The sequence below is a fragment of the Streptomyces ortus genome, assembly GCF_026341275.1.
Classification (GTDB): Bacteria; Actinomycetota; Actinomycetes; order Streptomycetales; family Streptomycetaceae; genus Streptomyces; species Streptomyces ortus.
Window position 1 is genome coordinate 375463 of the sequence record NZ_JAIFZO010000001.1, and the last position, 17621, is coordinate 393083.

At 71.5% G+C, this 17621-nt stretch carries 17 protein-coding genes; 10 read left to right on the forward strand and 7 right to left on the reverse strand.

The annotated features are described in order from the left end of the window. Window positions 1-3: 3 nt before the first annotated feature. Window positions 4-768 (forward strand): SDR family NAD(P)-dependent oxidoreductase, encoded by a 765-nt coding sequence (locus K3769_RS01495; RefSeq protein ID WP_267024803.1) that lies wholly within the window; start codon window positions 4-6, stop codon window positions 766-768. A 17-nt stretch (window positions 769-785) separates the two neighbouring features. After that, on the forward strand, window positions 786-1856 hold the full coding sequence (locus K3769_RS01500) for a threonine aldolase family protein (protein ID WP_267024804.1): 1071 nt from the start codon (window positions 786-788) through the stop codon (window positions 1854-1856). Between the two features lie 92 nt (window positions 1857-1948). On the opposite strand, the gene K3769_RS01505 is transcribed toward K3769_RS01500, so the two are convergent. Both K3769_RS01505 and K3769_RS01510 read right to left on the reverse strand, forming a co-directional pair. Next, window positions 1949-2677: a lysophospholipid acyltransferase family protein gene (locus tag K3769_RS01505; RefSeq protein WP_267024578.1), complete on the reverse strand. Its 729-nt coding sequence runs from the start codon at window positions 2675-2677 to the stop codon at window positions 1949-1951. A gap of 191 nt (window positions 2678-2868) precedes the next feature. Continuing rightward, window positions 2869-3285 (reverse strand): DUF4395 domain-containing protein, encoded by a 417-nt coding sequence (locus K3769_RS01510; RefSeq protein WP_267024579.1) that lies wholly within the window; start codon window positions 3283-3285, stop codon window positions 2869-2871. 75 nt (window positions 3286-3360) lie between these two features. Between K3769_RS01510 and K3769_RS01515 the strand changes: the two genes are divergently transcribed. The 4 genes from K3769_RS01515 to K3769_RS01530 all read left to right on the forward strand — a co-directional run bounded on the left by K3769_RS01515 (window position 3361) and on the right by K3769_RS01530 (window position 6587). After that, complete coding sequence (locus tag K3769_RS01515) at window positions 3361-3783, forward strand: TlpA family protein disulfide reductase (RefSeq protein ID WP_267024580.1); 423 nt, start codon at window positions 3361-3363, stop codon at window positions 3781-3783. Between the two features lie 178 nt (window positions 3784-3961). Then, window positions 3962-4471 carry a flavin reductase family protein gene (locus K3769_RS01520; RefSeq protein ID WP_267024581.1) on the forward strand — a complete coding sequence of 170 codons (510 nt, stop codon included), beginning with the start codon at window positions 3962-3964 and terminating at the stop codon, window positions 4469-4471. 268 nt (window positions 4472-4739) lie between these two features. Further along, window positions 4740-5525: an electron transfer flavoprotein subunit beta/FixA family protein gene (locus tag K3769_RS01525; protein ID WP_267024582.1), complete on the forward strand. Its 786-nt coding sequence runs from the start codon at window positions 4740-4742 to the stop codon at window positions 5523-5525. Between the two features lie 99 nt (window positions 5526-5624). Next, on the forward strand, window positions 5625-6587 hold the full coding sequence (locus K3769_RS01530; RefSeq protein ID WP_267024583.1) for an electron transfer flavoprotein subunit alpha/FixB family protein: 963 nt from the start codon (window positions 5625-5627) through the stop codon (window positions 6585-6587). Between the two features lie 68 nt (window positions 6588-6655). On the opposite strand, the gene K3769_RS01535 is transcribed toward K3769_RS01530, so the two are convergent. Then, a complete protein-coding gene (locus tag K3769_RS01535) occupies window positions 6656-7561 on the reverse strand; it encodes an endonuclease/exonuclease/phosphatase family protein (protein WP_267024584.1) in 906 nt (301 codons plus the stop codon). A 231-nt stretch (window positions 7562-7792) separates the two neighbouring features. Here K3769_RS01535 and K3769_RS01540 point away from each other — a divergent pair, with 231 nt between their 5' ends. Both K3769_RS01540 and K3769_RS01545 read left to right on the forward strand, forming a co-directional pair. After that, a complete protein-coding gene (locus K3769_RS01540; RefSeq protein ID WP_267024585.1) occupies window positions 7793-9097 on the forward strand; it encodes a DUF6986 family protein in 1305 nt (434 codons plus the stop codon). 100 nt (window positions 9098-9197) lie between these two features. Next, entirely contained in the window at window positions 9198-10979 is a 1782-nt protein-coding gene (locus K3769_RS01545) for a serine/threonine-protein kinase (protein WP_372514842.1), read from the forward strand. On the opposite strand, the gene K3769_RS01550 is transcribed toward K3769_RS01545, so the two are convergent. After that, on the reverse strand, window positions 10925-11815 hold the full coding sequence (locus K3769_RS01550; RefSeq protein WP_267024586.1) for a hypothetical protein: 891 nt from the start codon (window positions 11813-11815) through the stop codon (window positions 10925-10927). The two genes, K3769_RS01545 and K3769_RS01550, sit on opposite strands and share 55 nt — an antisense overlap. A gap of 3 nt (window positions 11816-11818) precedes the next feature. Further along, window positions 11819-12856: a LacI family DNA-binding transcriptional regulator gene (locus K3769_RS01555; RefSeq protein WP_267024806.1), complete on the reverse strand. Its 1038-nt coding sequence runs from the start codon at window positions 12854-12856 to the stop codon at window positions 11819-11821. A gap of 219 nt (window positions 12857-13075) precedes the next feature. On the opposite strand from K3769_RS01555, the gene K3769_RS01560 reads away from it, so the two are divergent. Continuing rightward, window positions 13076-14029: an ROK family protein gene (locus tag K3769_RS01560; RefSeq protein ID WP_267024587.1), complete on the forward strand. Its 954-nt coding sequence runs from the start codon at window positions 13076-13078 to the stop codon at window positions 14027-14029. A gap of 506 nt (window positions 14030-14535) precedes the next feature. On the opposite strand, the gene K3769_RS01565 is transcribed toward K3769_RS01560, so the two are convergent. Continuing rightward, window positions 14536-16617 carry an NPCBM/NEW2 domain-containing protein gene (locus K3769_RS01565; protein WP_267024588.1) on the reverse strand — a complete coding sequence of 694 codons (2082 nt, stop codon included), beginning with the start codon at window positions 16615-16617 and terminating at the stop codon, window positions 14536-14538. 360 nt (window positions 16618-16977) lie between these two features. On the opposite strand from K3769_RS01565, the gene K3769_RS01570 reads away from it, so the two are divergent. Further along, a complete protein-coding gene (locus tag K3769_RS01570; protein WP_267024589.1) occupies window positions 16978-17181 on the forward strand; it encodes a hypothetical protein in 204 nt (67 codons plus the stop codon). A gap of 204 nt (window positions 17182-17385) precedes the next feature. On the opposite strand, the gene K3769_RS01575 is transcribed toward K3769_RS01570, so the two are convergent. Beyond that, window positions 17386-17598 (reverse strand): MbtH family protein, encoded by a 213-nt coding sequence (locus K3769_RS01575; protein ID WP_282566003.1) that lies wholly within the window; start codon window positions 17596-17598, stop codon window positions 17386-17388. Window positions 17599-17621: the final 23 nt, after the last annotated feature.

The following is a 17621-nucleotide window of genomic DNA, read 5'->3' on the forward strand; positions in this document are numbered from 1 at the left end:
ACCATGGGGAACGGCAGCGGTGGGGCACTGAGCGGCGCGGTGATCGCGGTGGCCGGCGCGGGTGGTCCGGTGGGCCGGGCGACCCTGCTGCGGCTCGCCGAGGCCGGTGCCGTGGTCGTGGGGGCCGACAACGACCCGGAGCGGCTGGCCGAGGCCGTGGACGCGGCCCGTTACGCGCACGGCGGCGCCACCGTCGTCGGCGACACGGTCGACCTCCTCGACCGGGACTCGGCCAGGGACTGGGCCGCGCGCACGGAGAAGGAGTTCGGGCGGGTCGACGGACTGGTCCACCTCGTCGGCGGCTGGCGCGGCAGCGAGACCTTCACCAAGACCAGTCTCGACGACTGGGACCTGCTGGAGCTGCTGCTCATCCGTACCGTGCAGCACACCTCCCTCGCCTTCCACGAGGCACTGCAGCGCAGCGACCGCGGCCGGTACGTCCTGATCAGCGCCGCGGGCGCGGGCAAGCCCACCGCGGGCAACGCCGCGTACGCCGCCGCCAAGGCCGCCGCCGAGGCGTGGACGCTGGCCATGGCCGACTATTTCCGCAAGGCCGGGAAGTCCGAGGGCGCCGATGGGCCGACGTCCGCCGCCGCCATCCTGGTGGTGAAGGCGCTGGTGCACGACGCGATGCGCGCGGAGCGGCCGAACGCGAAGTTCGCGGGCTTCACGGACGTCGAGGATCTCGCCGAGTCCATCGCCGGTGTCTGGGAGCAGCCCGCCCGAGAAGTGAACGGAAAGCGTCTGTGGCTGACCGAGAAGCCGTGAACCCCGGCCGGGAGGCCGTGAACCCGCCGAAGACGGATGCCCGGCGGCGCCACGACCCGCAGGTGCGCGGCTTCGCCAGCGACAACTACGCGGGGGCCCACCCCGAGGTCCTCGCAGCGCTGGCCCTCGCCAACGGCGGCCACCAGATCGCGTACGGCGAGGACGACTACACCGGCCACCTCCAGCAGGTGATCCGCGGACACTTCGGGGCGGGCGCCGAGGCGTACCCCGTCTTCAACGGCACGGGCGCCAACGTCGTGGCACTGCAAGCGCTCACAGACCGCTGGGGCGCGGTGATCTGCGCGGAGAGCGCGCACATCAACGTCGACGAGGGCGGCGCTCCCGAGCGCATGGGCGGGCTCAAACTGCTCACGGTGGCCACGCCCGACGGCAAGCTCACGCCCGAGCTGATCGACCGGCAGGCCTACGGCTGGGACGACGAGCACCGGGCCATGCCACAGGTCGTGTCGATCACCCAGAACACCGAACTGGGCACGGTCTACACGCCCGACGAGGTCCGCGCCATCTGTGAGCACGCCCACGGACACGGCATGAAGGTGCACCTCGACGGCGCCCGGATAGCCAACGCCGCCGCCTCCTTGGACGTACCGATGCGGGCGTTCACCAACGCGGTCGGCGTGGACGTCCTGTCCTTCGGCGGCACGAAGAACGGCGCGCTGTTCGGCGAGGCCGTCGTCGTCCTGAACCGCGACGCCGTCAGCCACATGAAGCATCTGCGCAAGCTGTCGATGCAGCTCGCCTCCAAGGCGCGCTTCGTGTCGGTGCAGTTGGAGGCCCTGCTCGCCAAGGACCTGTGGCTGCGCAACGCCCGCCACGCCAACGAGATGGCCCAGCGCCTGGCCGAGGGCGTACGCGCGGTGCACGGCGTCGAGATCCTGTACCCGGTACAGGCCAACGCGGTCTTCGCCCGCCTGCCCCACGACGTGAGCGAACGCCTGCAGAAGCGCTACCGCTTCTACTTCTGGGACGAGGCCGCGGGAGACGTCCGCTGGATGTGCGCCTTCGACACGACCGAGGACGACGTCGACGGTTTCCTGGCGGCACTCAAGGAAGAAATGGCGGCCTAGCGCCGGCCTGGCGCTCCCCCCCCGAGGACTCCCGGGCAACGCCCGAGGTACGGCCCGTGACCGGGCCGTACCTCGGGCGGAGCGCTGTGCGCTCAGCGGGCCTCGGAGGCCTTCACTTCTTCGGGGGTCGGGGCCGTGCCGCCGAGGTGGGCCGGCATCCACCAGGTGTCGTCCGGGCCCTTGGGACGTACGGGATAGGCGCGCTGCGCGGCTTCCAGGAGTTCCTGTACGCGCTCTCGCACCTGCCGGGTGATCGCGCCCGCGTACTTGTCGCGGGAGGCCTCGATCGCCTCGCCGACGCGGATGGTGATGGGGGTGTGACTGCGCTTGAAGTTGCGCGGGTGGCCCTTGGTCCACAGCCGCTGCGTACCCCACACGGCCATCGGGATCAGCGGGACGCCCGCCTCCTGGGCCATGCGCGCGGCACCGGACTTGAAGCTCTTCAGCGTGAAGGACTGGGAGATCGTGGCCTCGGGGAAGACGCCGACGATCTCACCGGAGCGCAGCGAGGCCAGCGCGTGGGCGTACGCCGTCTCTCCCTGCTTGCGGTCCACGGGGATGTGCTTCATGTTGCGCATCAGCGGCCCGGAGACCCGGTGCCGGAACACCGACTCCTTGGCCATGAAGCGGACGAGGCGCTTCTGCGGCAGGGCGGCGAGGCCGTCGAAGATGAAGTCGAGATAGCTGATGTGGTTGCTCACCAGCACCGCTCCGCCCGTGCGCGGGATGTTCTCCGTCCCCTTGAGGTCGATCTTCAGGTCCCAGGCCTTGAACAACGTCTGGGCGAGACCGATGGCGGGACGGTAGACAAGCTCAGCCATGAACGGAGTGGACCCTTCTCTCTGTTCTGCCTGGGAAGGGGTGCTCCCGGCGGGAAACTTACGCTGCCGTAGGTTTACGGCGTTGCGCAGATCGTGCCCGAAGAACGGACGAGTGACCAGTCCTCGTGCCCGAGATTGGCGAGATCCTCGTCACGTCACCCCTTGATCCACCTCGGCGTTTTACGCTGCCTTTACTCCGTGCGAACCGCCACTCGCCGTACGAGCAGGTACATCTCGCACCCGAGGCAGTACCCGAACACCGCGTTGAGAAACGCCGCCGCGAGCGCCGCCCCGGTCGCGGCGAGTCCCAGCCACTCGGGGCCCGCCGAGTAGCCGACGAGACCGATCACCGCGAACGCCAACCCGACCGCCTGGGCGAACCGCGGCGGCTCGGGCGCCTCGAACTCCGTGGGCGGCGCGATCCGCGGACGGACGACCCGGCGGAACAGCAGACCGTACGGGGAGCGGCCCACGCCGCCCGCCGCGCCGAGCGCGAACGCCAGCGTCTGCCAGGCCAGGAGCCAGGCGCTGCCGGTGATCAGTACGGCCGCCAGGACCACGGCCGTCACGGCCGCGCCGAAGCGCGGCCCACGTGCGTCGATGTTCATGAATCAAGTATTCCGCAGGCAGAACTCTCCGCGGCCCGGGGAATCTTTGCGGTCTCGTGAACGCTGAACCCGGGGATGACCGGACTTGCGGTGTGTGTGGTGGTGCTCGCCCTCGCGAGCGCCTACGGAGTGCTGAACCGACGGCGGAGCGGGAGAGTCAGAGTGCGCGGGCGGGATGGCGGGAAACGGCTGGGCGCGGCCGAGTTGGGTGAGGACCTCGGCGAGCGGGCCACCCTCGTGCAGTTCTCCAGTGCCTTCTGCGCCCCCTGCAGGGCGACCCGCAGGGTGCTCGGGGAGGTGTCCGAAGTGGTCCCGGGTGTGCGGCACGTCGAGATCGACGCCGAAAGCCGCCTCGGACTCGTCCGTGAACTGGAGATCCTCAAGACGCCGACCGTGCTCGTCCTCGACGCCGAGGGCCGCATCGTGCGCCGCGCCACCGGACAGCCGCGCAAGGCGGATGTGATCGCCGCGCTCGGTGAGGCGGTCGGCACCACCTGATCGTGAGGCAGGAGGCCCTCGGTGACGCATCTCCCACATGCCGGGACGCACTTGACTGCATCAGCCACCTATCGTCAGTCTGACCGTATGTGCACGGAACTCCTTCCTTGCGGGCGCTGTCCGGGCTGCTGAGCAGCCGAGGACCCCCGCCGCCGGCTTCGCGCAGAAGGACGACTCCATGACGGCCACGCCCGATCTCCGTACCTCCCGACCCGCCTCCCCGGACCTGCTCCGCTCCGTCTTCCGGCAGCACGCCGCCGGGGTCGCCGTGATCACCGCACGCGGCGACGAGGGCCCCGTCGGCTTCACCGCCACCTCGCTCGCCTCCGTGTCCGCCGAGCCCCCGCTGATCTCCTTCGGCATCGGGACCGGCGCCTCCAGCTGGCCGGCCGTCTCCCGGACGGACCACGTGGGCATCCACGTCCTCGGCGAGCACCAGCGGGAACTGGCCGCCACCTTCGCCCGCAGCGGCGCCGACCGCTTCGGCGGGCCCACCGCCTGGCGGGAGGGCCCCGAGGGGGTCCCCGTGCTCGATGACGTCCTCGCCTGGCTCGTCTGCAGGGTGGTCGCCCGCGTCCCCGCCGGGGACCACCGCGTCGTACTGGCCGAGGTGGAGCTCGGAGAGGCGGCCGGTGCGGGCCGCCCTCTGCTGTACCACCAGGGGCGGTTCAACGCTCTGCGGGAATAGCGCGGTCGGGACGGTTGTGCCTGGCCGCCCGGCCCGCTCCGTCCGCCGCCGTCTGCGAACACGTCGAGTTCCGATTACGCTGCGTTGCGAAGGTCACAGTTCAAAGCGCTTGCTTAGAGGGAACCAGCTACGGGACGGTAGAAGCGCGTACTGGCGAGTAATATTTCGTTCGGAGCGCGGGTCGCCCCCACCGGGAACGGCCGCTTCAGGCGCCTATGCTGCCCGTAGGCAGGCAGCCCAGAAAAGACGATGCAGTAGGAGAGCCGGCGTGAGCTTGAGGATCGTTGTCACCGTGAAGTACGTGCCCGACGCCACTGGCGACCGGCACTTCGCCGAGGACCTGACCGTCGACCGTGACGACGTGGACGGCCTGCTGTCGGAGCTCGACGAGTACGCGGTCGAGCAGGCCCTGCAGATCGCCGACGAAGCGGACGACGCCGAGATCACCGTCCTGACCGTGGGCCCCGAGGACGCCAAGGACGCGCTGCGCAAGGCGCTGTCCATGGGCGCGGACAAGGCCATCCACGTCGAGGACGACGACCTGCACGGCACCGACGCGATCGGCACCTCGCTGGTGCTGGCCAAGGCGATCGAGAAGGCCGGCTACGACCTGGTCATCTCCGGCATGGCCTCCACCGACGGCACCATGGGCGTGCTCCCGGCGCTGGTCGCCGAGCGCCTGGGCGTCCCGCAGGTCACGCTGCTGTCCGAGGTCTCCGTCGCGGACGGCGTCGTCAAGGGCCGCCGGGACGGCGACAGCGCCTCCGAGCAGCTCGAGGCCTCCCTGCCCGCCGTCGTCTCGGTCACCGACCAGTCCGGCGAGGCGCGTTACCCGTCCTTCAAGGGCATCATGGCCGCCAAGAAGAAGCCCGTTCAGTCCTGGGACCTCGAAGACCTGGAGATCGAGGCGGACGAGGTCGGCCTCGGCGGCTCCTGGACCGCCGTCGACTCCGCCACCGAGCGCCCGGCGCGCACCGCGGGCACGATCGTCAAGGACGAGGGCGAGGGCGGCAAGCAGCTCGCCGAGTTCCTCGTGGGCCAGAAGTTCATCTGACGGCTGGCGGTCCGGGGCCGCCCCCGGGCCGACACAGCATCTGCGCCCCGCAGTCGCCGCCCGCCCCTCATCTTTCGCAAGCAGGAGAGAAGAAGTCCCATGGCTGAAGTTCTCGTCTACGTCGACCACGTGGACGGCGCCGTCCGCAAGCCCACCCTGGAACTGCTGACGCTGGCCCGCCGCATCGGTGACCCGGTCGCCGTCGCGCTCGGCGCCGGCGCCGCGAACACCGCCGCCACGCTCGCCGAGCACGGCGCCGCGAAGGTGCTCACCGACGAGGCCGCCGAGTACGCCGACTACCTCGTCGTCCCCAAGGTGGACGCGCTGCAGGCCGCCGTCGAGGCCGTCTCCCCGGCCGCCGTGCTGGTCCCCTCGTCCGCCGAGGCCAAGGAGATCGCCGCCCGCCTCGCGCTGCGCATCGGCTCGGGTGTCATCACCGACGCCGTCGACGTCGAGGCCGGCGACGAGGGCCCGGTGGCCACCCAGTCGGTGTTCGCCGCCTCGTACTCCACCAAGACCCGCGTCTCGAAGGGCACCCCGGTCATCACCGTCAAGCCCAACTCGGCCCCCGTCGAGGCCGCCCCGGCCGCCGGCACGGTCGAGGCGCTGTCCGTGACCTTCTCGGCGCAGGCCACCGGCACCAAGGTGACCGGCCGCACCCCGCGCGAGTCGACCGGGCGTCCGGAGCTCACCGAGGCCGCGATCGTGGTCTCCGGCGGCCGTGGTGTCAACGGCAGCGAGAACTTCGCGATCATCGAGGCGCTGGCCGACTCCCTCGGCGCGGCCGTCGGGGCCTCGCGCGCCGCGGTGGACGCCGGCTGGTACCCGCACACCAACCAGGTCGGCCAGACCGGCAAGTCCGTGTCCCCGCAGCTGTACATCGCCAACGGCATCTCCGGCGCCATCCAGCACCGCGCCGGTATGCAGACGTCGAAGACGATCGTGGCGGTCAACAAGGACGCCGAGGCCCCGATCTTCGACCTCGTCGACTACGGCGTCGTCGGCGACCTCTTCGAGATCGTCCCGCAGCTCACCGAGGAGATCAAGACCCGCAAGGGCTGAGCGCTCTCCGCGCGTGCGGCCCCCCTCGACCGGCACGGTCGAGGGGGGCCGCACGGCGTTCCGGGCCTCTACCGGCCCAGGATCAGGGACGCCTGTACGGGCAGGTGGTCGCTCGGAAACTGCCCGTCCAAGGAGAAGGTGTTGATGGACGCCCGGCGCGCGCCCACCCCGGGGGAGGCGAGGATCCAGTCGATGCGGTCACCGTCCGGGGTCAGCGGCCGGTAGCCGTGGAACGTGGCGTACAGCTCGCTCCGCTCGGCCGCCGTCTCCCAGGTGTCGACGAGGCCGGCGCCCAGCATCGTGTCGTAGACCGGGTTCTGGTGGGCGGCGACGTTGAAGTCGCCGGTCACCACCAGGGGCACCGAGCGGTCGAGCCCCGCGATCCGCTCGGCGATCAGGGCCGCGGCACGCGCGCGTGCGTGCTGACTGGCGTTGTCCAGATGGGTGTTGAGGAAGCAGAACTCCCGCTGCCCGTCCCGCAGGTCGCGGAAGCGGACCCAGGTCACCATGCGGATGGAACCGCCGCCCCAGGTGTTCGAGCCGATCACGGCGGGCGTGTCCGACAGCCAGAAGTGGTCGTACTCCACCGGGGCGAGTCTGCGGGTGTCGTAGAAGACCGTCATGAACTCGTCCCGGCTGCCGCCCGCGCGGCCCGTGCCGAGCCACTCGTAGTGCCCGCCGAGATCCGTGGCGATGTCGCGCACCTGCTGATAGAGGCCTTCCTGGGTACCGATGACGTGCGGCCGTTCCCGGCGCAGCAGTTCACGGGTGACGGGGCGGCGGACGGCCCAGCTGTGAGGTTCGGCGGTGCTCGCGTACCGCAGGTTGAAGGACATGACCTCCAGCTGTCCACGGCGGTCGTCCGCCGAGGCGGACGACCTGGAGAGCGCCGTACTGGAAAGGGGCAGGGCGACCGCGGCGGTGAGCGCGGTCTTGAGTCCCAGGCGGCGCGTGACTCGGCTGTGACGGGGCACGGGATGCTCCTTCTGTGGCCAGTGCCGGTCTGTGGTGCGGACCGTTTCTGCGACGGATGCCGGGCGAGTCGTGCGCCTTGCAGTCTCGAAGTTGGGCGTGAACATGTCGAGACACCGGGATGGCCCCCGGGACAAGGGGGTGCAATGAGGGTGTTGACCAGCCGTAGGGTCGCGGATAACTTCGCTCTACGGATTGTTGATTCCGCTGAGCGGAAAACAGGAGGGTGTGGAATGGGTCAGGGTCAGCAGGAGAAGGTGGCGACCAGCCTCGCCGGTGCCGTCAGCGAGGAGATCAGCGCCTCCCTCGCCCCGGTCGACGCCGAGTTGGAGCGCCGCTACCCCGGAGACCCCGGCACCCGCCAGCCCGTCCACACCGTGTACGTCCCGGGCGACGCCTTCGCCGCGGACACCCTCCGCTCGTGGGGCGACCAGGCCCTCGCCGCCCTCGAACAGCACGCGCCCGACGCCGAGTCCTTCGCCGCCGTCCTCGGCCTCTCCGACGACCTCGCGGAGCCCGTGTACGCCCGCGTACGCGCCAAGCTGGAACGCGAGCCGGTCGAAGACCTGCGCGTCGACTTCGAGGACGGATACGGACCGCGTCCCGACGCCGAGGAGGACGAGACCGCCGCCCGGGCCGCCCGGCTGATCGCGGAGGCCTACCGGGACGGCACGGCCGCCCCGTACATGGGCATCCGGATGAAGTGCATGGAGGCGCCCGTCCGCGACCGTGGCATCCGCACGCTCGACATCTTCCTCACCGGACTCATGGAGAACGGCGGACTCCCCGACGGGCTGGTGCTGACCCTGCCGAAGGTCACGTACGCGGAGCAGGTCACCGCGATGGCGCGGCTCCTGGAGGAGTTCGAGAAGACCCACGGCCTTGAACGGGGGCGGATCGGGTTCGAGATCCAGATCGAGACGAGCCAGGCCGTCCTGGCCGCCGACGGCACGGCCACCGTCGCCCGGATGATCCAGGCCGCCGGGGGCCGCGCGACCGGCCTGCACTACGGGACCTTCGACTACAGCGCCTGTCTCGGGGTCTCCGCCGCGTACCAGGCGAGCGACCACCCGGCTGCCGACCACGCCAAGGCGATCATGCAGGTCGCCGCGGCGGGCACCGGCGTACGGGTCTCGGACGGCTCCACCAACGTGCTGCCGGTCGGCCCGACGGCGAAGGTCCACGACGCCTGGCGCCTGCACTTCGGGCTCACCCGCCGCGCACTCGCCCGCGCCTACTACCAGGGCTGGGACATGCACCCCGGGCACCTCCCGACGCGGTACGCGGCCGTGTTCGCCTTCTACCGCGAGGGGTTCGAGCAGGCCGCGGCCCGCCTCGTCGCGTACGCCAACCGCGCCGACGGCGATGTGATGGACGAGCCCGCCACCGCCAAGGCCCTCAGCGGCTATCTGCTGCGCGGCCTGGACTGCGGGGCCCTCGACGTCGGGGAGGTCGCGCGGGCGACCGGCCTCACCCGCGCGGACCTGGAGGGCTTCGCCGTGCCGAGGCGGGCCGACCTGACTGTCTCGGCCAAGTAGCGGCCCTGTCACAGCCGCTGCCCACGGCGCTCCACCCCGCCCGAACCCCGTACGCTGGGCGCCACTTCATTGACGTGTCACAGGCAGGAACGGGGCAGCGGTGTCTGCGGGGGAGAACCAGCAGCCGGGGGAGCGGACCCGGCCCGGGGAGAACGAACAGCCGGACGGCGCCGGACGGCTGCTGGCCGGCCGCTACCGTGTCGTGGCGCAACTGGGACGCGGCGGTATGGGCGTGGTCTGGCGGGCCCGCGACGAGGTGCTCGGCCGCGAGGTGGCGGTCAAGGAACTGCGCACCTACACGGACGCGGACGCACCCGAACTCGCCGGCCTGGGCCTGCGGATGCAGCGCGAGGCCCGCGCCGCGGCCCGGGTGCGCCACCCCGGAGTGATCGCCGTGCACGACGTGGCGGAGATCGACGGCCGCCCGCTGATCGTCATGGAGCTGGTGGACGGGCCGTCCCTGGACGACGTCCTGCGCGAGCGCGGCACGATCGGCGCGCGCGAGGCCGCGGGGATCGGCGCGAAGGTCATGGACGCGCTCGCCGCGGCCCACCGGGCGGGAGTCCTGCACCGCGACGTGAAGCCGGGCAACATCCTGCTCGACCGCTCGGGACGGGTCGTCCTGACGGACTTCGGCATCGCCACGATGGACGACCCCGGCGACGGCTCCAGCACGCATCTCACGCGCAGCGGTGAACTGGTCGGCTCCCTGGACTACCTGGCACCCGAACGCGCCCAGGGGTACGAGCCGGGCCCCGCCTCCGACATCTGGGCGCTCGGTGCCACGCTCTACGCGGCCGTCGAGGGGTCCTCGCCCTTCCGTCGCACGTCCACGTGGTCCACGCTCACGGCGATCGTCGTCGACCCGCTGCCCGAGCCGCGCCAGGCCGGGCCACTCGGTCCCGTCCTGCGACAGCTGATGCACAAGCAGCCCGAGTCCCGCCCGGAGGCCGACCGCGCGAGCGAACTCCTGGAAGCGGTGGCGACGGCGACCGATCAGGACTCGACCGGCCAGGACCCGGTCGGTCAGGGTGCGACCGGCCAGGACTCGGCGACACGCGGACTGAGGGCGCCCGCGCCTCCGGCACGGGACGCGACCGAGCGGAGCGTGCCGGTGATCCCACCGGGTTTCGGGCCGCCCCAGCCGATACCGCAGACAGCCGCTCCGGCCACTCCGGCCGCCCCGGTCACGTCCGCCCCGGCCGCGACCACCGCGCCCCGCCGCCGCAGGGGCCGCGTCCTGCTCGTCGGCGCGGCCGTAGCGGTCGCGCTGGCCTCGACCGGGGTCATCATCGCCCACCTCACGGACTCCGACGACTCGGGGTCGGCCGCCCGGACCGGGGCCTCCCGGAACGCGGACGACGCCGTCTCCCCGGGCGCCACCCGCGGCTCGGTCGACCTGACGGACGACAAGAAGTCCACGAAACGGGACGACAAGAAGGAGCCGCCGTCCCCGGGCGGCACAGCGGACGCGACCGAGGACACCGACCGCGCCGAGGACGCCGAAGCGACGGACAAGACTCCCGCTGCCTCGCCCGGAGCCACCAAAGGCGCTACCACGGGCGGGAGTTCGGGCGGCGGGGAGAGTGCGAGTCCCGCGGCGGCCTGCGATGCCATCGGCGGCGGCAAGTACAACTGCCAGGTCTGGAAGACCGCGACCTCCTACACCGCGGCCGGAGCGCGGGCGGGCACCCTCAACGCCGGCACCAACTACTTCTACTGCCAGCAGAACCTGGGGCGCCGCGAGACCTCCGGGAGGTGGACGAACACCTGGTGGGCCAAGACCGACGACGACAGCGGCAACACCGGCGTCTACGTCAGCGACGTCTACCTCCAGGGCGGTGACAACGACTCGCCGGTGCCAGGACTGCCCGTCTGCTGACCGCGTACGTACTTCTCCAGGCCGGAAGCCGTCGTGCGCCCCTCCCGGGCGAAGAGCCGGGTCCCCTCGGCACACAGCCGCAGGTCGCCGCGCGCCCGGGAGCAGAACTCCTCGGGTGTGGACCCGAACAGCTTCCGCAACCCCGCTGACTCGGCGAGCAGTTGAGCGAGCAGCCGCCGCTCGCCGGGGTGCACGCGCGGAGTCCCGGTGCCGTCCTGGAGGACACCGTGACGGTTCACGTAGAGATGAACACCGTCGAGCGAACCACCCGAGCCGCCCGAACCGTCCGAGCCGCCTGAATCGCCCGAATCATATGGATCGCTTGGATCACCGGGGTCCGGCTCCGGCTCCGGCTCGACGCGGAAGCCGGTCGAGGGCAGCACCACGCGGTCGTACGCCCCCGACGGCCTCGTCACCCCCTCGCTCGCGTCGATCGCGGCCAGCTGGGCCGGGTCCAGCCAGGTGAGGAACAGCTCCCGGGTGTGGCCGGGGGCGCGAAAGGGCGCGGCGGAGACATATCCCAGGGCGCTGACGTGCGCCGACACACCGATCTCCAGCCCGGTGACCCGCGCCTTCACCAGGGGGATCGGGGACGACAGCTCGTACTGGCGCATCTTGTGCCGGAGCTGGGCGGGAGAGGCGTTCGAGCCGACCGCGAGGACGGGTACCCGGCCCGGGAACGTGCGGCGGGTCAGGGGCAGCAGCCGGTCCCCGTCGAGCAGCCCCGACTCCGCGGGCCAGGCGCCGGGATAGACCAGGGGGTCCTCGCGCGGCGCCACGGCCAGACCGAGGGCTTCGAGCGTGCGGTCGGCAAGGTGGTGCGGCGGCTCGCCCATGTGTCAGGCGGCGGGCGGGAGTTCACCCGAGCCGCGGGTGATCAGCCGGGTCGGGAGTTCGATGCGCTCGGGCAGTACGAGCGAGCCGTCGAGCTGGCGGAAGAGGCGGTCGGCGGCGGTACGGCCGAGCTGGGCGGCGTCCTGGGCGACGACGGTGACCCCGGGCTGCAGGAGGTCGGCGAGCTCGATGTCGTCGAAGCCGACCAGGGCGACCGGGCGGGCGCGCTCGGCGATGACCCGTACGACCGTGACCGTCACGCGGTTGTTGCCCGCGAAGACCGCGGTCACGGGGGAGGAGCCCGAGAGCATCGTCTCGGCCGCCAGGCGGACCCGCTCCGGGCCGGTGACGCCGAGGGACATCCAGTCGGGCTCCACCGGAATGCCGGCGTCCTCCATCGCGGCGCGGTAGCCGCGCAGCCGCTCGGCCGCGGTGTGGATGCGGGGCATGTCCCCGATGAACCCGATCCGGCGGTGGCCGTGCGCGATGAGGTGGGCGACGCCGTCGCGCGCGCCGCCGAAGCTGTCGGACAGGACGACGTCCGCGTCGATCTGCCCGGCGGGACGGTCCACGAACACGGTGGCGACGCCCGCCTTTATCTCGGGCTCCAGATAGCGGTGGTCGTCTCCGGCCGGGATGACGACGAGACCGTCCACGCGGCGCGCGCAGAGCGCGAGGACCAGTTCCTGTTCGCGGTCCGGGTCCTCGGCGCTGGAGCCGTTGATGAGCAGGGCACCGTGGGCGCGGGCCACCTCTTCCACCGCCCGGCTCAGCGGGCCGTAGAACGGGTCCGCCAGGTCCTCCAGGACCAGGCCGATGCTCGCGGTGCGGCCCTTGCGGAGCACGCGCGCGCTGTCGTTGCGCCGGAAGCCCAGCGCGTCGATGGCCTCCTGCACCCGGCGCTCGGTGTCGGGGGTGACCCCGGGCTCACCGTTGACTACGCGCGATACCGTCTTCAGGCCGACCCCGGCACGCGCGGCGACGTCCTTCATCGTCGGGCGGTTGCCGTAGCGGCTCTCGGTTCGGCGGGTGGTCTCGGCCACGATGCGCTGTCCTGTCCTGTAGTCCTGTGGGGCCGCGTCGGTCGTGACGGGCTCGCTGGGCACCCGGATCGGGATGTGGCGTCGAGCATAGAGCCTGGACAACGTTGTCAGATGCGAGAGAGACTGTCCATCGTTTTCTCCGGCCCGCTCTCCCCACCGCGCGACCGGCCTGCCCTTTCCTCATGGTCCATCGGGATCCGATCGGGAGAACTGACACTGATGCACACCGACCTCGTGGCCGCGCTCGACATCGGCGGCACCAAGATCGCCGGAGCGCTGGTGGACGGCCACGGCCAGATCCTGCTGCGCGCCCAGCGGCCGACGCCCGCGCAGGAGCACGGCGACATCGTCATACGGGCCGTCGAGGCCGTGCTGGGCGAGCTGACCGCCTCGCCGCTGTGGAGCGGGGTCACGGCGGTCGGTATCGGCAGTGCCGGTCCTGTGGACGCCTCGGCGGGCACGGTGAGTCCGGTGAACGTTCCCGGGTGGCGCGACTACCCCCTCGTCGAGCGGGTGCGGGCCGTGACGGGCGGGCTGCCCGTCGAGCTGATCGGCGACGGGGTGGCGATCACGGCGGCCGAGCACTGGCAGGGGGCAGCTCGTGGTCATGACAACGCGCTGTGCATGGTCGTGTCCACGGGGGTCGGCGGTGGCCTGGTCCTCGGGGGGAAGCTGCATCCGGGTCCCACGGGAAACGCCGGCCACATCGGTCACATCAGTGTGGATCTGGACGGCGACCCGTGCCCGTGCGGGTCGCGGGGGTGCGTGGAGCGCATCGCCAGTGGGCCGAACATCGCGCGCCGCGCCGTCGAGGGCGGCTGGCGGCCGGGTCCGGAGGGCGACGCCTCCGCTGCCGCCGTGGCCGCCGCCGCCCGCGCGGGCGACCCGGTCGCGACGGCCTCCTTCGAACGGGCCGCGCAGGCCCTTGCGGCGGGCATCGCGGCCACGGCGACCCTGGTGGAGATCGACATAGCGGTGATCGGCGGGGGAGTGGGCAAGGCGGGCGAGGTGCTGTTCGCACCGCTGCGGGCCGCTCTGCGCGACTACGCGACGCTGTCGTTCGTGCAGCGGCTCACGGTGACACCCGCGCAGATGGGAACGGACGCGGGCCTCGTGGGCGCGGCCTCGGCCGCCCTGAGCCGCCACCCGACCACGACGGCGGCGGTCGGCTGAGCCGCCCGCCGCTCTTGGCGCGAGGGGCCCGACGGCGCTGAGGGCGCGGGTTCCCCGCACGTCAGAGGGGTGCGGGGACCCACGCGCTCAACGACGGCCGCCCGACACTGGCGGACTGCCGCACCCGTGGGGCCCGAGCCCGGGGTGCCTTCCTGCCGTGCCGTGGGGTGGCTTCCTTTCGTGGCGTGGCTTGCGGTCGGTGGGGTTTGGGGGCGCGGGGAACTGCGCGCTCGGCGGCAACGGGGTCGTGCTTGACGGTTTGCGCGCCTGTGGGGCCGTGCCGTGGGGTGGCTTCCTTTCGTGGCGTGGCTCGTGGTCGGCAGGGTCAAGGGGCGCGGGGAACTGCGCGTGCTCAGCCACGGCGGGGCGCACCCGGGTGACCACCGCGCCCCCTCGGGCCACGCCCCGGGATGGCTTCCCGTTGAGGCGCGGCCCGCGGCCGGTGGGGCTCGGGAGACCGCAGAGCCGCGCACTCAGTCGTAGTGCGGCCGTAGTGCGGCGGTGGGTCAGCAGGTCAGTTGCGCCGCCGCCCAGTCGCCGTGGTCCGACGTGATCCCGTCGCCGCCGTCCGTGACTACCAGACGCACCACCCGCGCCCCGCTCACGTCGGCGACCAGCGCCCGCGCCGCGTCCGCGTTCGTGAGCACCCCGGTCGACGCGACCTTCGTACCGTCGGCCCAGATCTCGAAGGCGACGGACCCGTCGGCGCCCTCCTCGTCGTCGACACCGACCTGCGCGCCGACGCTCTCGCAGGCCCCGCCGGTGTAGTACTCGACGTTGCTCTCCGCATGGACGCCGAGCCCGGTGGCGTACACGGCCCCGTTGATCGTGAGCGGCCCGCCGTCCCCCGCCGCGCTCTCACCGTTGCTGGTGTCGCGCTCGACGGGCCCCCAGCCGTTGGTCGTCGACAGCCAGGGCAGAGCGCCGAGGTTCGACGTGCCGGAGGGCGGCGCCACCGCGACGGTCGCCGTCAGCGGCAGCACGCTCTCGGCCCGCACCCCGCCGGGCGAGCGGTACACGGCCTTCAGCGTCACGTCGTACGCCCCCGGTGGCGTGCCGGCGGGCGCGGTCACCGTCCACTTCGTGCGCAACGCCCTGCCCGTCGGCAGCGAGCCCGCCGTGGTCGGCGAGTCGGCCTTGACCTTCCACCCCGAGGGCCCGGTCACGGAGACGGAGACGCGCTTCGCGGGCGTGCGGCCCAGGTCTGTGACCGACGTCGCCAGGGCGGTCGCCTTGCCCGCCTCGGTCAACGTGCTGCCCTCCACGCCGAGTTCGACGGCGGGCGGGTTCCCGGCCCACCGCCCGTCGGCCGAGACGCGGACGAGGACCGTGCCGTGCGCGGGGACGGTCGCCGAGATCGTGCCCGCCGTGTTGTAGCTCTTGTGCTGCCACAGGTCGCGCAGTGTGTAGGCGTCGGCGTCGGGCAGCCCGACGGCCTGCGCGCTGGTGGCGATCCGCTGCGGACTGCCGCTCTCGTTGAAGAGGGCGACCGCGCGGCTGCCGTCCTTCATCTCCTTGGCGACGACCCACCGGCCGCCCTCGGAGGAGAGCACCTCGCCCTGCTTGCCTAGCGGGTCCTGGTCGACGGCGATGACCTCCTTGTTGCCGATGACGGTGAAGGTCTTCTCGGACGCGGACCGCAGATCCGAGCCGATGAGCAGCGGCGCGGCCATGATCGACCACATCGAGAAGTGCGTGCGGTACTCGGTGTCCGTCATCCCGCCGTTGCCGACCTCCAGCATGTCGGGGTCGTTCCACCGGCCGGGCCCGGCGTACCGCGCGAGCGGCAGGTTCTGCTTCATGATCGAGAGCATCGAACCCCAGTTGTCGCTGATGTCCCCGGTCGTACGCCACAGCTGGCCGACGTCGGCCGCCCACTCCCAGGGCTTGTTCTCGCCCCACTCGCAGATGCTGTAGACGATGGGGCGGCCGGTCGCCTGCGAGGCGGCCTTCAGGGCGTCCCGCATCGTCGTGTAGCGCTGTCTGGCGTCCACGCCCTGGTTGTTGCAGTTGTCGTACTTGAGGTAGTCGACACCCCAGTCCGCGAACTGCTGGGCGTCGCTGTACTCGTGGCCGAGCGCCCCGGGAAATCCGGCGTCGTTGCAGGTCTTCGTGCCCGCGCTGGTGTAGATGCCCAGCTTGAGTCCCTTGGCGTGCACGTAGTCCGCGACCGCCTTGATCCCGCCGGGGAAGCGGGCCGGGTCCGGTACGAGTTTGCCGTCGGCGTCACGGGCGGGCAGTGCCCAGCAGTCGTCGAGGTTGACGTACTCGTACCCGGCGTCCTTGAGGCCCTTGTCGACGAAGATGTCCGCGATCCCCTTGACCATCGCCTCGTCGAACTCCGCACGGCAGTGCGTCGAGTTCCAGTTGTTGAAGCCCATGGGCGGGGTGAGGGCGAGCCCGTCGGTCGGGGCCCGCCCGGCCGACACCGACGTGGCTGGTACCGACGTGGCCGGTGTCGCGGCGCCGGCGGCCGGGACCGGACCGGCCAGCTCCCAGGTGCCGGTCAGGCCCAAGGCGCCGAGCAGCCCCGCGGTGAGTGCTCCGACCACTCTTCGGCGAGTTGTGCGGGTGGGAAGGTGACGCATCGTTACGTTCCTCCGTACTCGCGAACGGTTGGATGTCCGCATGTCCGCGTCATCCATGCGCGATTACGGTAGGACCTGTTGCACTGTGGTGGAAGAGGGGCGGTCGTGGTCCGTCCAGGTGGTTCGATATTCCGTCAAAACCCTTGACCTCGCGTCTTGGAGTGTGCGAGCCGGGCGGGACGTGCGGTTGTGTTGAATTGAGCCAACGCGATCCTTCGCCTGTGCGGTCGGCGCTCCCCGGGTACTTGCGCCCGACGCGCTGCGCACGACATCGGATGACAGCGGACTCGGTGGAGAGCCGACCGTGGGTTTCGGCCAGTGCGACCGTGACCCCTGGGCGGGTCGGCAGTTGAGTGGGGCATGAAGAAGCGCAGCATGCTCGCCATCGCCTCCCTCGCCACCGGCTTCGTGGTGGCGGCCGTCACCCCCTCCCACTCCCTGGACGGTGACGCCCTCAACAGCCTCAGCACGCTCGACCTCCAGGACACCTTCAGCACGGTCGACCAGACGATCAGCGACGGCAGCCTCGCGACGGACGGCAACTCCCCGGCGCAGGAGGGCTGACCAGGCTGACTGGGCCCTTCTCGCCCGTACCGCACTGTCGCGACCTGGAGCCCGGCCCGCTGAGGGCCGGGCTCTCGTGCGTCTTCGAACCCTCGAACGCGCGGCGTATGCCTCTCGCTCACCCGGTGTTGCGAGACCAATAGAACCTGAGACCAATAGAACCTGAGACCAAGAGAACCTGAGACCAAGAGAACCTGAGGCCGCTCAACCGCCGTTCGTGGCGTCCAGCAAACTCTTGGGGCGCATGTCGGTCCATGTCCTCTCGATGAAGTCGAGGCATTCCTGACGCGCTGCCTCTCCGAAGACCGACTCCCATCCGTCCGGCACGTCGACGAATGTGGGCCAGAGGGAGAACTGGCCCTCCTCGTTCCTCAGAACGAGGTAGTTGGCGTCCTGATCCTCAAAAGGGTTCGTCATCATCCAGTCCTGTCTGTCGCTCG

Bases quoted from the DNA above. Each gene is read 5' to 3' on its own strand.
- K3769_RS01530 (WP_267024583.1), top strand. From the start codon at position 5,625: ATGGCTGAAGTTCTCGTCTACGTCGACCACGTGGACGGCGCCGTCCGC.
- K3769_RS01570 (WP_267024589.1), top strand. From the start codon at position 16,978: ATGAAGAAGCGCAGCATGCTCGCCATCGCCTCCCTCGCCACCGGCTTC.
- K3769_RS01520 (WP_267024581.1), top strand. From the start codon at position 3,962: ATGACGGCCACGCCCGATCTCCGTACCTCCCGACCCGCCTCCCCGGAC.
- K3769_RS01505 (WP_267024578.1), bottom strand. From the start codon at position 2,677: ATGGCTGAGCTTGTCTACCGTCCCGCCATCGGTCTCGCCCAGACGTTG.
- K3769_RS01565 (WP_267024588.1), bottom strand. From the start codon at position 16,617: ATGCGTCACCTTCCCACCCGCACAACTCGCCGAAGAGTGGTCGGAGCA.
- K3769_RS01540 (WP_267024585.1), top strand. From the start codon at position 7,793: ATGGGTCAGGGTCAGCAGGAGAAGGTGGCGACCAGCCTCGCCGGTGCC.
- K3769_RS01560 (WP_267024587.1), top strand. From the start codon at position 13,076: ATGCACACCGACCTCGTGGCCGCGCTCGACATCGGCGGCACCAAGATC.
- K3769_RS01550 (WP_267024586.1), bottom strand. From the start codon at position 11,815: ATGGGCGAGCCGCCGCACCACCTTGCCGACCGCACGCTCGAAGCCCTC.
- K3769_RS01495 (WP_267024803.1), top strand. From the start codon at position 4: ATGGGGAACGGCAGCGGTGGGGCACTGAGCGGCGCGGTGATCGCGGTG.
- K3769_RS01515 (WP_267024580.1), top strand. From the start codon at position 3,361: ATGACCGGACTTGCGGTGTGTGTGGTGGTGCTCGCCCTCGCGAGCGCC.
- K3769_RS01510 (WP_267024579.1), bottom strand. From the start codon at position 3,285: ATGAACATCGACGCACGTGGGCCGCGCTTCGGCGCGGCCGTGACGGCC.
- K3769_RS01575 (WP_282566003.1), bottom strand. From the start codon at position 17,598: ATGACGAACCCTTTTGAGGATCAGGACGCCAACTACCTCGTTCTGAGG.